We start from the raw sequence: 13,993 nt of genomic DNA on the forward strand, positions 1-13,993 counted from the left end.
ACGCGCAAGGAGGCAGTGATCACCTTCAAACCGGTGAACCATCTCCCCGAGGGCTTCACCGGCGTCGACTCGCCTACCCGGTTGCGGATCGGGTTCGGGCCGGACACCCTTGCGCTGGACATCGATGTGAATGGTCCCGGTGACGTGTTTTGTCTGGATCGCGCAACGTTGCAGGCGGAGCTGAATGCCTCGGAACTCCTCCCCTACGGCGAAGTTCTTGACGGCGTTTTGTCCGGAGACCCCACCCTGTCTGTTCGCGGTGACACTGCGGAAGATTGCTGGCGCATTGTGGAGCCCGTGCTGGAAGCATGGAAACGGAACGACGTGCCAATGGACGAGTACGCGGCCGGATCGGCGGGACCGTCGAACTGGTGATGTCGTCAATCGTCAGACAGTAAATGGTCAAACGGGGTCAATGGTCAAAACGAAGGACGGGCCACGTGTAAACCACGTGGCCCGTCCCTGAGTTCATAGCCTTAGAGCGCCGCGTCCCCGCGCTCACCCGTCCGTACACGGACGGCGTCCTCGACGGGAAGAACCCACACCTTGCCGTCACCTGCACGGCCCGTGTTGGCAGTGGAGACGAGCACATCGACGATGTCGGTGACCGCCGCGTCCGCCACCAGAACCTCGACCCTGGCTTTCTGGAGGAGATCGACTGTGTATTCGGCGCCCCGGTAGACCTCAGTGTGTCCACGCTGGCGACCGTAACCGCTCGCCTGGCTGACGGTGAGTCCTTGAACCCCGTAGTTCTCGAGGGCTCCCCTAACGTTGTCCAGCTTGTCGGGACGAACAATGGCTGTAACGAGCTTCATGAGTTCACCTTCTGCTGTGCCGTTTCGGCTGCGGGTGCCTGGGCGGACTGGTGGAATGGTTGGAACTGGCCTCCGACTCCCAGCCCGCCGAATTCGTAGGCGGTTTCTGCGTGCTCGGACAGGTCAACACCGGATACCTCGTTGTCGGGGGTGACGCGGAAACCGATGGTCTTGTGGATCGCGAGGCCGATCAGGGCCGTCATCACCGCGGAGAGGGTGACTGCCACGAGCACGGAGACTACCTGGGCCACGAGCTGGCCCGCGCCGCCGCCGTAGAAGAGACCGCCGCCCTCACCGTCGACCGGCAGGGCGATGAAGCCGATGGCTACCGTTCCCAGCGTGCCAGCCACGAGGTGGACAGCCACCACGTCGAGCGAGTCATCGAAGCCGAGCTTGTACTTCAGGCTCACGGCCAGGGCGCACACGGCTCCGGAAACCAGTCCGAGGCCGATGGCACCGATCGGGCTGACGCTTGCACAGGCCGGAGTGATCGCGACCAGACCAGCGACGATACCGGAGGCGGCACCGAGGGAAGTGGGACGTCCGTCGCGGAAGCGTTCGGTGACGAGCCAGCCAACCATCGCTGCAGCAGGAGCCGCCATGGTGTTCACCCAGATCAGGCCGGCTTCTTCAGCAGTGCCGGCGGCGCCGCCATTGAAACCGAACCACCCGAACCAGAGCAGGGCAGCGCCCAGCATGACAAGCGGGACGTTGTGGGGACGATGTGCCGGATCCTTGCCGAAGCCCTGACGCTTGCCGAGGATGATCGCAAGAACCAGGGCCGCAACGCCCGCACTGATGTGGACGACGGTGCCGCCCGCGAAGTCAATGGCTTCACCGACTGCGCTACCGATGGCTCCTTCTGCGCTGAGCAGTCCGCCGCCCCAGACCATGAAGGCCAGCGGGCAGTACACGGCCGTCACCCAGATCGGCACGAACAGTGACCAGGCGCCGAATTTGGCTCGGTCCGCGATGGCACCGCTGATCAGGGCAACCGTGATGATCGCGAAGGTCACCCCGTAGCCAGCGCCGATCATGTCTTCGGTTCCGATGAGACCCTCAAGCCCGAATGAGGCGAATGGGTTGCCGAAGAGCTGGGCGACGCCGTCGCCGCCGGTCATCGAGTAACCCCAGAGCACCCACACGATGCCCACCAGGCCAACAGCGATGAAGCTCATCATCATCATGTTCAGGGCTGCCTTGGCGCGGGTCATGCCCCCATAGAAGAATGCCAGTCCGGGGGTCATGAGCAATACCAGGGCGGCGGAAACCATGACCCAGACGTGACCTGCTGTCAGATCCATCTTTTACGTCCTCTCGCGAGTGGCGGGCACTTCCCGCTGGGAAAAAGTCTCGCAACGGCGTGTTTCGTCGCCTTGGGAATTGTGTTGCCGGTACGTTACGGCGAGTTCACTGACGTAAAGAATGCATATCCGGCGGATTTCAGTCGTGTTTCGCAACCCGATAAATGCCGGCGGCCCCTGTTAAAACCGAACGCCCCGCTGTAGGTTGCTTCCTTTGCGGGGCGTGGCGGTGACTACGGGTTCACCTTCGACTCGGCGCTGTCAGTTCAGCAGCGCGTCAACGAAGTCTTCCGCGTCGAAGGGTGCAAGGTCATCGGCCCCTTCACCGAGTCCGATGAGTTTCACCGGTACCCCGAGTGAACGCTGGATGGCGACGACGATGCCGCCCTTGGCCGTGCCGTCCAGCTTGGTCAGCACGATTCCCGTGATGTTCACGACTTCAGCGAAGACCTTCGCCTGGTTCAGCCCGTTCTGCCCCGTCGTCGCGTCAAGGACGAGCAGCACCTCATCGACGGTGCCTTGCTTCTCGATGACCCGCTTGACCTTGCCGAGTTCATCCATCAGGCCGACCTTATTCTGTAGACGGCCCGCAGTGTCGATCATGACGACGTCGACCTCACCCTCGATTCCTGCCTTCACGGCCTCGAAGGCAACGGAGGCGGGATCAGCACCATCGACGTCTGACTTCACGGTGGGTACGCCGACGCGTTGCCCCCAGGTGGCGAGCTGCTCCGCAGCGGCGGCACGGAAGGTATCCGCCGCTCCCAGGAGCACGTCCTTGTCCTCGGCCACGAGAACGCGGGCGAGCTTGCCTACCGTGGTGGTCTTGCCCACGCCGTTGACGCCGACGACCATGACGATTGCGGGCCGGTCCAGGTGGCGGTCCGTGGCCAGCGAACGGTCCATGCCGGGGTCGACGAGCTTGACCAGCTCCTCCCGGAGCATCTCCTTGACCTCTTCGGGAGTCCGGCTTCCGGCAATTTTCACCCGTGCGCGGAGCGCGTCCACGAGTTCCCCGGTCGGTGCGGTGCCGAGATCGGCCAGGAGGAGCGTCTCCTCGATCTCGTCCCACACGTCTTCATCGATACGGTCGCGCGACAGGAGGGCCAGCAGGCCCTTGCCCAGTGCGTTGTTCGACTTGGCGAGGCGGGCGCGCAGACGCGCAAGCCGGCCCTGCACCGGATCCGGCGTTTCAACCGGTATGGTCTCGACACCGGTGGAGGCTTCCTCGAGATCCCGCAGGTCATCGGGAACGACGACGTCGGGCATCGTATCGCGGCCGGTTGGCCTTTCGAGGGTGTCAGTGCCTACCCCGCGCGAGGTAATGCCGCCGTCGTCGTCGGCGTCACGTGTGGTGGTGTAGGTGCCCGGCGGGGTGCGGCGTGACCGCACCAGGAGGGCCGCGAGCGACCCGAGCACGCCCAGGGCAACGAGTATGTAAATAATTATCGGGAGGATCTCATTCACGCTCCCAAGCTTCTCACACGGCTGCCTGGCCCGAAGGTCATGCGGAAGCTGGGAGAATCGTGAATCGTGGTTGCTTTTCGAAACTTTCCCCGACGTGCCCAGACGGGTTCCAGCCCGGAGGCACGGCTCCGCCTTCCGCGCGAGATCAAGGTTCTGATCGCCGCGGCGTTCGTCATCGCGATCGGCTTCGGACTGGTGGCGCCGGTGCTCCCCCAGTTCGCGCAGAGCTTCGGTGTGGAGGCGGCAGCCGCAGCGGTGATCGTGAGCGCGTTCGCGTTCACCCGTCTGGTGTTCGCACCTGCCGGCGGCAAGTTCGTCGAGCGCCTTGGCGAGCGTCCTGTGTATGTTGCCGGGCTGCTGATCGTCGCGCTGTCGACTGCCGCGTGCGCATTCGCGGCGGACTACTGGCAGCTTCTGATCTTCCGGGGCCTGGGCGGCATCGGCTCCACCATGTTCACGATCTCGGCGATGGGACTGATCGTGCGGCTCGCCCCGGCGGGGATGCGCGGGCGGGTCACCGGCGCCTACGCATCGGCGTTCCTGCTCGGAAGTATCGCGGGTCCGTTTCTCGGCGGCCTGCTGGCCGGATTCGGATTGCGTGTGCCGTTTCTTGCGTATGCCGGGGCACTGCTGGTGGCCGCCGCCGTCGTCTTCTTCCAGCTCAAGGACACGGCGCTGAGTCACCGGAAGGGTGCCGCCTCCCAACCTGTGCTGACCGTTCGGGAAGCGATGCAGGACTCTGCCTACCGCGCGGCGCTGGTCTCAGGTTTCGCCAACGGCTGGGCATCGTTCGGCGTCCGTATGGCGCTGGTTCCCCTGTTTGCCGCTGCAGTGCTGGGCGCCGGTCCGGAGGTGGCGGGCATATCGCTGGCCTTTTTCGCCGGCGGGACTGCCCTGGCCCTTACCGTGTCGGGACGCCTCGCCGACTCACTGGGCCGGAAGCCGCTCGTGCTGACAGGACTGGCAGTCAACGGTGCCGCGATGGCGTGCCTGGGACTGACCAGCGACGTCGTGACCTTCCTTGTCGTCTCGGTCATCGCAGGCGTCGGAGCAGGCATCCTGAATCCTGCCCAGCAGGCGGCAGTGGCCGACGTCGTCGGCAATGACCGCAGCGGCGGCAAGGTCCTTGCCACGTTCCAGATGAGCACTGACACGGGAGCCATCTTCGGGCCGATCCTCGCCGGGCTCCTCGTCGACACGTTCTCCTACGGCTGGGCCTTCGGGCTGACCGGTGTGACCGCCCTGGCAGCCATCCTGATGTGGACGATGGCCCGCGAGACCCTTGCTGACCCAGTGAAGTCGGTCAGGCGTCCACCAGCCGCTGACTGATCACGGTCGACACGCCGTCGCCACGCATGGTTACCCCATACAGCGCATCGGCGACCTCCATGGTTCGCTTCTGGTGGGTGATGACGATCAGCTGGCTGGACTCGCGCAGTTCCTCGAAGATGGTGATGAGCCGGCCCAGATTCGTATCGTCCAGGGCTGCCTCAACCTCGTCCATCACGTAGAACGGTGACGGCCTCGCCTTGAAGATCGCCACCAGGAGCGCGACGGCGGTCAGTGACCTTTCGCCGCCGGAGAGCAGTGAGAGCCGCTTGATTTTCTTGCCCGCGGGTCGTGCCTCAACCTCGATGCCGGTGTTCAGCATGTCGTCAGGCTCGGTCAGCACCAGCCGGCCCTCGCCGCCCGGGAACAATCGCCCGAACACCCGCTCAAACTGCTCCGCGGTGTCCCGGTAAGCCGCGGTGAAGACCTGCTCCACACGCTCATCCACCTCGCGGATGATGTCGAGGAGATCCTTGCGGGTCGCCTTGAGGTCTTCGAGCTGAGTGCTGAGGAACTGGTGCCTTTCCTCCAGTGCCGCAAATTCCTCGAGCGCGAGCGGATTCACCTTTCCCAGTGCCGACAGGTCACGTTCGGCCCGTTTGAGGCGTTTCTCCTGCTCCTGACGCACGAACGGAACGCCCTCACGCACGGGGTTGCCGTCGTCGTCGACTGCCACGCGGAGCTCCGCCCACTTGTCGGAAGATGTGGCGGCGGTGGGTACAGGCTGGTCCGGGCCGTACTCGGCGACCAGATGGTCAGCGGTCAATCCGAGCTCCTCGATGGACCGGTTCTCCAGGGCCTCGATCCTCAGTTTCTGCTGTGCGCGGGCCAGTTCATCCCGGTGCACCGAGTCCGTCAACTCCGCAAGCTCGGCCGTGAGAGCCTCGTTTCCGCCACGGACAGTCGCCAGCTCGCTCTCCCAGGCTGCACGTACCTCCTCGGCGGCGTCCCGGGCTTGGGCTGCACGGTCGACCGAGACGTCGAGGAAGGCGAGCACCTGCCGGACCGCCTGCCCTACCGCTGCCGCCTTCGCGCCCTGCAGCCGGCGGATCCTCGCCCGCTCGGCAGCCTGCGCACGCGCGGCACGTTCCGTCTGCGCAGCGTGCTCAAGTGATTCGGCCCGGCTCGTGGTTGCCCTCAGCTGTTCCTCGGCGCTGCGCAGAGCGAGCCTGGCTTCCATCTCGGCCTGCCGGGCATGGGTGGCGGCGAGCGCCAGCATGTCGCGTGTCTGAGTGTCAGGTTCCGACTCCGCGGGAGCTTCCTGCGCCTGCACAAGCCGATGAGTGATGTCCGCCAAACGTTCCTGCTCGGCGGCGAGATTGTTTTCGGCCGCTTCCGCCAGGCGGGTCAACCGCTCTGTCTCCCCCGAGGCGGAGCGCAGGATCGAGCCGAGTTGGCCCAGTTTCTCCGCCACGGCCGCGAGCCGGGCATCAGATTCGTGCAGCCGCTCCAAGGCAGCGTCCGCCCGCTCCTGGGCGGCCTGGCGTTGCGCTGTGGCTGCGGAGATCCCGAAGCGCGCGCGCTCGTGCCGTTCGGTGGCAGCCCGGAGGGCGTCAGTAGCCTCGTCGACGGCGGCCTGAACTTCGAGGGTTCCGGGCGCCGCGGCGGTACCGCCGCGCACTGACACGGCTGTGTAGATGTCACCCTCACGCGTCACGGCGGTCAGCTGGGGATGCGCGCGCACCAGCTCTGCCGCGTCAGCGAGCGAAGCGACGACGACGACGCCGGCGAGCAGCGTTCGAACCGCGCCCTCCAGTGCGTCCTGGGTGGTGACGAGGGAGGAGGCCGCACGCGCGCCGTCGGGCAGGGCAGGCAGGTCCTTTGCCCCGGCAGCGGCGCCGGCCACCATCAGCTCGACCCGTCCGGCGTCGTCGTCCTTCAGGGTACGGAGGGCGGTGCCGGCAGCCTCCAGCGAATCGACAGCGACTCCTTCGGCGAGCGGGCCGAGCGCAGCCGCTATGGCGGTCTCGAAGCCCGGCGCAACCGTCAGGAGCTCGGCCACCGGCCCCAATACCCCGGCCGAACCGGCGTCGAGCAGGGAGTTGGATCCGTCCTTGCGTTCCAGGCCCAACCGCAGAGCCTCGATGCGGGCCTGCAGGGCATCCCGTTCGCGTTCGGCCGCCCGTTCCTGCTCCCGCAGCTCCTCCAACGATTCGAGAATGGCTTCGAGCGCAGCGCCCGCTTCCTCATACTCAGCGTCGAGTCCTTCTTCGCCTTCCTCCGCACCTGCCACCTGCGATTCGAGGGCGGTGAACTCACTCTGTGCACGGCGACGGCGTTCGGAGACCTCGACCACGGAGTCGCGGAGCCGCCCGAGCTCGGCTTCTGCCGCTTCGACCCGCGACCGCGCCGCCCCCACCTGGCCGGAAAGCCTCGCCAGCCCCTCGCGCCGGTCCGCGGCTGCACGCAGGAGGGACGCAAGGCGCTGTTCTTCGGCGGCGGCCGCGTCCTCGGCTTCTGCGCGCTGCTCCAGGGCATCCTCGAGCGTGTCATGCCGTTCAGCGATGTGCTCTTCCAGTTCAGCCTGCTCCGCCCGGACAAGCCTCGCCTGCCGGTCGAGCTCGTCTGGATCACGGCCTGTATCCGCTGCTGTATCCACCGAACCCAGCAGACGACGGCGTTCCTCCGCCAGGCTGCCCAGGGAGCGGAAGCGCTCCCGGGTGGATGAGAGGCGGTACCAGGCATCACGCGCGGCGTTGAGCCGTGGGGTCGCCGCCGCCGCGAGACGTTCGAGCTCGGCCTGCCTGGCCCGCCCTGCTTCAAGGAGCGCCTCCACCTCCGCCCGACGTTGCTTCAGCGCGGTCTCATCGGCGATCTCCTGCTCGAACGAAGTGGTGAGCTGAACCAGATCGTCGGCGAGCAGGCGGGCGCGTGCATCCCGCGCCTCGAACTGCACCTGCTGGGCGCGGCGTGCAATGTCGGCCTGTTTGCCGAGCGGCGTCAGTTGCCTGCGGAGCTCGCCCGTGAGGTCTGTGAGCCGTGTGAGGTTCGCCTGCATCGCCTCAAGTTTGCGGACAGTTTTCTCCTTGCGCCGACGATGCTTGAGGATCCCGGCGGCTTCCTCGATGAACCCGCGCCGGTCCTCGGGGGTTGCGTGCAGAACCCGGTCGAGCTGGCCCTGCCCGACGATGACGTGCATCTCACGCCCAAGCCCGGAGTCGGAGAGAAGTTCCTGAATGTCGAGGAGGCGGCAATTGCTTCCATTGATTGCGTACTCGGAGCCGCCTGCACGGAACAGGGTGCGCGAGATAGTCACTTCCGAATACTCGATCGGCAATGCGCCGTCCGCGTTGTCAATTGTCAGCGAGACCTGGGCCCGGCCCAACGGCGGCCTGCCGGACGTTCCGGCGAAGATCACGTCCTCCATCTTCCCGCCGCGGAGCGTCTTGGCCCCCTGCTCACCCATCACCCAGGCGAGGGCATCGACGACATTGGACTTGCCGGACCCATTGGGACCGACGACGGCGGTTACTCCGGGTTCAAAGTCGAATGTCGTTGCAGAGGCAAAAGACTTGAAGCCTCGAACGGTAAGACTTTTCAGGTGCACGGGTCTCGGGTTCTCCGATCAGGGTTGTTACCCCACAATCTACTGTGTTCGCGCCGGTTTCAGCTGCATATGCACAGGCATACCCAACCCTTCCGCCGTCGTGCCAAGGTGCCGTTATCTGCGGGAGGAACTAGGCTTTCCTCAGGATCGTTAGTAACCGAAGTATGCTTATCATCTTCAGATTGGCATCCACTGCCGGCAAAGCGCTATCGGTTCCGGTGCAGCGAACAGCGGACCAGCGGATCGCCCCGTAAGGGGTAGACGGACACAAGGCAGGAAATTTGACCGGTAATTCCAACTTCCGACATCACAACACCGCGCTCCTCGGGGTGGAAAGTGTTGAGGCACCGGTCATCATTACCTCAGCAGAATTCGATCGCATCCTGTCGCCGGCCCTAAAACGCCTGCGGCTCTCCAAGGGCCTCCTGCAGCGCGTCGCCGGAATCACGGAACGGCGCTGGTGGGCGGCCGGAACAGGGTTCGAGGACGGTGCCATTGAAGCCGGCGCCAAAGCGCTTGCGTCTTCGGGGATCGAAGCCTCCCAGATTGGGCTGCTGATCAACACGTCGGTCTCGAGGACCAACCTCGAGCCTTCCGTCGCGGTGAAGATCCACAACGGACTTGGACTTCCCTCCTCAGCGATGAATTTCGACGTTGCGAACGCGTGCCTCGGCTTCGTCAACGGGATGACGTTGGCGGCGAACATGATCGAGGCAGGTCAGATCCAGTACGCGATGGTGGTGAACGGCGAAGACGCACAGGCCACCCAGGAAGCAACCCTGCGCAGACTTAACGAGCCGGGGGCAACCAGGGAAAGCTTCATGCAGGAGTTCGCAACGCTGACGCTGGGCTCCGGGGCAGCGGCCGCAATCCTCGGGCCGGCGGACGCCCACCCCGGATCCCACCGCGTCCTGGGCGGCGTTGCCCGTGCCGGAACCGAACACCACGAACTCTGCGTCGGGGGCATCGACGGCATGTATACGGATGCCCAGGGACTTCTCGACGGAGGCCTGGAGTTGGTGGTCGATGCCTGGACAGAGGCCCAGCAGGACTGGAGTTGGGCGGATATGGACCGCTACGTCACCCATCAGGTGAGCACCACGCACACCAAGGCGATCATCGAGGCCGTCAATCTGGATCCCGCCAAAGTCCCACAGACCTTCCCCCGCTGGGGAAACGTGGGGCCGGCGTCGCTGCCCATGACCCTGGCTGCCGAAGCCCAGACCCTCACCGCCGGCGACCGGGTGCTGTGCATGGGCGTGGGTTCAGGACTCAACACCGCGATGCTGGAGATTGAGTGGTAGAACTTCCCGGCGTCGACCCAGCGTGGTCGGCGTATCTCAACGTGCCGTCAACTGCCGGCGTGGATCCCCAGGGAACCGTCAACCGCTGGCACTATCTCGACAACCTCCCGTCCATAGCCGGGGAGGTCCGCGGAACACTGCTGTGTGTCCACGGCAACCCCACCTGGTCCTACCTCTGGCGCAGCGTATTGGCCGCAGGGGCCCGACATGGTTGGCGCGTGGTCGCCGTCGATCAACTTGAGATGGGTTTCTCCGACAGGACCGGCCGGAAACGGCAGCTCGCTGATCGCATTACCGACCTTGATGATTTCGTGGCAGCCGCCGGGGTCCGGGGCCCGCTGGTCACCGTCGGACACGATTGGGGCGGAGTAGTCAGCCTCGGTTTCGCCGAGCGGAACCGCTCCGACCTCCTCGCCGTCATCCTCACGAACACTGCCATCCATCAGGATCCGGGCTCCCCCATACCCGCTCCGCTGAGACTGGCGCTCAACGGAGCAATCCACCGCCTCGGGACGTCGACGACGACGGCGTTCCTCGACACGACCCTCGCCCTGGCGCGGCCGAGACTTGCCGGCGACGTACGGGCCGCCTACCGTGCTCCGTACCGTACCGCGGACCGACGCCGAGGCATCGAACAGTTCGTCGCCGACATCCCCGTCGGTCCCGGGCACCCGTCCCATGCCGAACTGACGAGGATCGCGGAGAGCATACGCACCCTGGACGTACCCGTACTGATGCTGTGGGGGCCGCGTGACCCGATTTTCTCCGACACCTATCTTGATGACCTCATCCGCCGGCTCCCCCACGCTGACGTGCACCGCTTCGAAGGCGCGAGCCATCTGGTCGCCGAAGACCGGGACATCGCCGCGCCGATCTTCGATTGGTTAAATGTGCGTGCCTCCTCGGACGACGACGAGAGCGAGGCTCCCGGGGCAACCACACCGCTCTGGCATCAGATCCGCGAGAGGAGCCGCGGTCCCGCAGCGCAGACGCTCGCCATAGCTGACATGGGACAGGACGGTTCCGTGGCCGCCTCACTCTCCTGGCAGGAACTGGATTCCCGGGTCAGCCGCCTCGCTGCGGCTCTGAACCGGATAGGGGTGACGGCAGGCAGCAGAGTGAGCCTGATGGTCCCACCGGGCATTGACCTGACCGTCCTGATCTACGCCTGTCTCAAACTCGGCGCCGTCATCGTGGTTGCCGACGCTGGGCTGGGACCGAAGGGGCTGAGCCGGGCTGTACGCGGCACAGTCCCGAACTTCCTGATCGGTATCGAACGTGCGCTGGCGGCAGCGCGCCTTTTCGGGTGGCCGGGTGTCCGCATCAGCGCCGGCGCAGTCTCCCCCCTGCGGGGGCGACTGCTGGATGTGAGGTACCGCCTGGAGGATCTCCTGTCGGAGGGAAATGCCTACGACGGCGCCGATCCCGACGCTGACTCCGACGCCGCGATTCTCTTTACGTCCGGTTCAACAGGGCCGGCGAAAGGCGTTGTGTACACGCATCGCCAGTTGTCGGCCATGCGGGACACGCTTGCCGCCACCCTGCAGTTGGCACCGGGCAGTGCACTGGTCGCCGGCTTCGCTCCCTTCGCGCTCCTCGGTCCGGCCCTTGGTGCGGCGTCGGTAACTCCTGATATGGACGTCACCGCGCCACGGACACTGACAGCGCGGGCACTTTCCGATGCTGCAGCCGCCATCGACGCCACCACGGTCTTTGCCTCCCCGGCTGCACTTCGCAACGTTCTGGCTACAGCCGCCGACGTCTCGGACCGCGGGAAGGCGGCGCTCGAGCGGATAGAGGTGCTTCTCTCTGCCGGGGCCCCCGTTCCCGTCACTCTTCTGGAGCATCTACAGCCCCTTGTTCCCAACGCTGTCCTGCACACGCCATACGGCATGACCGAAGCACTGCCGGTGACTGACATCGATTTGGGCCAGATCCGGGAGTCAGCAGCCTCGACGTGTTCGGGTGCCGGCAACGGAGTATGCGTCGGGGCGCCCGTTCCGGGAGCGGAAATCCGCATCAGTGCGCTTGACCGCGACGGCGTTGCGTCGGGTGAACCCACAGCTGAGCCGGGCGTGACGGGAGAAATCCTCGTCCGCGCTCCCCACGTCAAGGACCGCTATTTCCGGTTATGGGTGACTGAACGTGAATCCTCCCGGACTGCCGGCTGGCACCGCACCGGCGACGTCGGACACCTCGACGCTCAGGAGCGGCTGTGGGTAGAAGGACGGCTCGCACACCTGATCACATCCGCCGATGGCATCCTGACGCCCGTAGGGCCGGAGCAGGCAATCGAGCGACTCGACGACGTTCGTCAGGCGGCCGTGGTTGGAATAGGTCCGGCCGGCACACAGGCTGTGGTTGCCGTTGTGGAGCCCGCCCACGGTGCAGGAGCAATCAGCCTCGCACCGACAACCTTGGCCAGCGCCGTCAGGCAAGCGGTCGGCAGTGAGCAACTGGCTGCCGTACTGACGGTGTCCGCACTGCCCACTGATATCCGGCACAACGCGAAGATCGACCGTTCTGCGGTGGCCGAATGGGCTGCCGCGGCGCTCGAGGGACGCGGAAGGAAAAGACCGTGAAGGTCCTGGTGACCGGTGCAAGCGGAATGCTGGGTGGAGCGGTCGCCTCCCTACTGGTGCAGAACGGACATACCGTCCGGACCCTGCAGCGCCGATCTTCGGGCGTACTGGGCGCGGAGGATGTGACCGGTCAGCTAACCGACCGAAGGACGCTTGAGACCGCTGTGGCGGACATGGACGCGGTCGTTCACCTCGCGGCTAAGGTTTCATTCACCGGCGATCCGGCGGAGTTCCACCGCGTCAATGTCACCGGCACAGCTGATCTTCTCAGGGCTGCCCGGACAGCAGGGATCGGTCGGTTCGTGCACGTATCCTCGCCCTCGGTTGCGCACATCGGAAAGCCACTGGTCGGTGCTGCGGCCGGACCGGCAGATCCCCGGCAAGCAAGGGGATCCTATGCCCGGACCAAGGCTGAGTCGGAGATCCTTGCCCTTGGCGCGAATGACGATCGCATGTCGGTCACTGCCATCCGCCCTCACATCGTGTGGGGACCGGGAGATACTCAATTGGTGGAGCGCGTCCTGAACCGCGCCCGTGCCGGCAGGCTTCCGCTCCTCGCCGGCGGCACAGCACTCGTCGACACAACCTATGTGGACAATGCGGCGTCCGCCATTGCGGCCGCTCTGCACCGGATCGATCATGTGCGGGGCCTGGCTTTGGTGGTCACGAACGGTGAACCACGCCCCATCGGCGAACTCCTTGCCCGCATGTGCGCGGCAGGCGGAGTTCCTGGACCGAGGATGTCTGTCCCGAGTTGGGTTGGCCGACTTGCCGGAAGCGCCGTCGAGACGTTCTGGCGCGGATCCAACGCCGACGGTGAACCGCCGATGACCCGTTTCCTGGCCGAGCAACTGTCGACGGCGCACTGGTTTGACCAGCGCCAGACCCGGAAGCTTCTGGACTGGACCCCTGAGGTAAGCCTCGACGAGGGCTTTGCACGGCTGGCGGACCACTACGGTGTTGCCATCTGATCCTCGTCCCACCGTGAGGATCCCGCTTCGCTCAACGGCACAGGCGAGCCGAACGGCAATGCTGGCAGATGGCAGAACGGCGGAAATGCACGTGGGAAACAAAAGGGAGAACCGGATTCCCGGTTCTCCCTTTTATGTTGAACAGCTATGCGGTGCGAGCCACAGTGGCCGCAGGTGCCTGCTACGCGCGGTAGAAGGACACTGCGCCCAGATCGCTCAGCGGGTGCTGCATGGTGAGGTTTGCACCGTTCATGCCGCTGCTGATGACCTGGCCGTTGCCGGCGTAGACGGCCACGTGTCCGGCGCTGATGACAATGTCACCCGGTGCCGGGGTGCTGACAGGGGTGCCGTAGGCAGCGAACTGTGCCGGGCCGAGGTCGCCGGTTCCCAGTGCGCGCTCCAGCAGGACGGTGCAGTCCTGGATCAGACCGGCCGCGAGCTGGGCCCGAGCCGAAGCGAGGATGCTTGCGCCGGTGGCGCTGCCCGAGCCTTCTGCAACCTGAATCTTGGTCGAGGATGCGGTGGTGATGTTCATCGTGCTGGTCTCAGCCGGAGCAGGAGCCGGGGCGGGAGCCGGAGCAGCCTGAACCTGCGGTGCAGGAGCAGCAGCAGGAGCCGGAGCAGCAGCAGGGGCCGGAGCCGCAGCAGCACTACCGGACAGGCTGATGACCTGG

General features: G+C 65.6%; 8 protein-coding genes and 2 pseudogenes. 5 read left to right on the plus strand and 5 right to left on the minus strand.

Features of this window, described 5'->3' with window-relative positions; genetic code table 11:
* Positions 1-375: pseudogene (locus RIF85_RS11025) on the plus strand (glucose-6-phosphate dehydrogenase); the annotation flags it as partial.
* A 101-nt stretch (positions 376-476) separates the two neighbouring features.
* Here RIF85_RS11025 and RIF85_RS11030 read toward each other — a convergent pair.
* From RIF85_RS11030 to ftsY, 3 genes are all read right to left on the minus strand, one after another.
* Entirely contained in the window at positions 477-815 is a 339-nt protein-coding gene (locus RIF85_RS11030) for a P-II family nitrogen regulator (protein WP_309071953.1), read from the minus strand.
* Complete coding sequence (locus RIF85_RS11035; RefSeq protein ID WP_309071954.1) at positions 812-2,119, minus strand: ammonium transporter; 1,308 nt, start codon at positions 2,117-2,119, stop codon at positions 812-814. Before RIF85_RS11035 ends, RIF85_RS11030 begins: the two co-directional genes overlap by 4 nt.
* Positions 2,120-2,380: 261 nt before the next feature.
* Complete coding sequence (ftsY, locus tag RIF85_RS11040; protein ID WP_309071955.1) at positions 2,381-3,586, minus strand: signal recognition particle-docking protein FtsY; 1,206 nt, start codon at positions 3,584-3,586, stop codon at positions 2,381-2,383.
* Between the two features lie 66 nt (positions 3,587-3,652).
* On the opposite strand from ftsY, the gene RIF85_RS11045 reads away from it, so the two are divergent.
* Positions 3,653-4,915: an MFS transporter gene (locus RIF85_RS11045; RefSeq protein ID WP_375164398.1), complete on the plus strand. Its 1,263-nt coding sequence runs from the start codon at positions 3,653-3,655 to the stop codon at positions 4,913-4,915.
* Here RIF85_RS11045 and smc read toward each other — a convergent pair.
* Positions 4,890-8,462: a chromosome segregation protein SMC gene (gene smc / locus RIF85_RS11050; protein ID WP_309071956.1), complete on the minus strand. Its 3,573-nt coding sequence runs from the start codon at positions 8,460-8,462 to the stop codon at positions 4,890-4,892. The two genes, RIF85_RS11045 and smc, sit on opposite strands and share 26 nt — an antisense overlap.
* Positions 8,463-8,743: 281 nt before the next feature.
* Between smc and RIF85_RS11055 the strand changes: the two genes are divergently transcribed.
* From RIF85_RS11055 to RIF85_RS11065, 3 genes are read left to right on the plus strand one after another with little or no spacing between them, the layout of a single operon-like run.
* A complete protein-coding gene (locus RIF85_RS11055) occupies positions 8,744-9,766 on the plus strand; it encodes a 3-oxoacyl-ACP synthase III (RefSeq protein WP_309071957.1) in 1,023 nt (340 codons plus the stop codon).
* Positions 9,760-12,348, plus strand: a complete 2,589-nt coding sequence (locus tag RIF85_RS11060) for an alpha/beta fold hydrolase (protein ID WP_309071958.1) — start codon at positions 9,760-9,762, stop codon at positions 12,346-12,348. The genes RIF85_RS11055 and RIF85_RS11060 overlap by 7 nt, the downstream gene beginning before the upstream one ends.
* Positions 12,345-13,319 (plus strand): NAD-dependent epimerase/dehydratase family protein, encoded by a 975-nt coding sequence (locus RIF85_RS11065; RefSeq protein WP_309071959.1) that lies wholly within the window; start codon positions 12,345-12,347, stop codon positions 13,317-13,319. Before RIF85_RS11060 ends, RIF85_RS11065 begins: the two co-directional genes overlap by 4 nt.
* Positions 13,320-13,500: 181 nt before the next feature.
* Here the strand turns inward: RIF85_RS11065 and RIF85_RS11070 are convergent.
* A pseudogene (locus RIF85_RS11070) lies at positions 13,501-13,993 on the minus strand (peptidoglycan-binding protein LysM); the annotation flags it as partial.

The sequence above is a fragment of the Arthrobacter sp. genome, assembly GCF_031179385.1.
Taxonomy (GTDB): domain Bacteria; phylum Actinomycetota; class Actinomycetes; order Actinomycetales; family Micrococcaceae; genus Arthrobacter_D.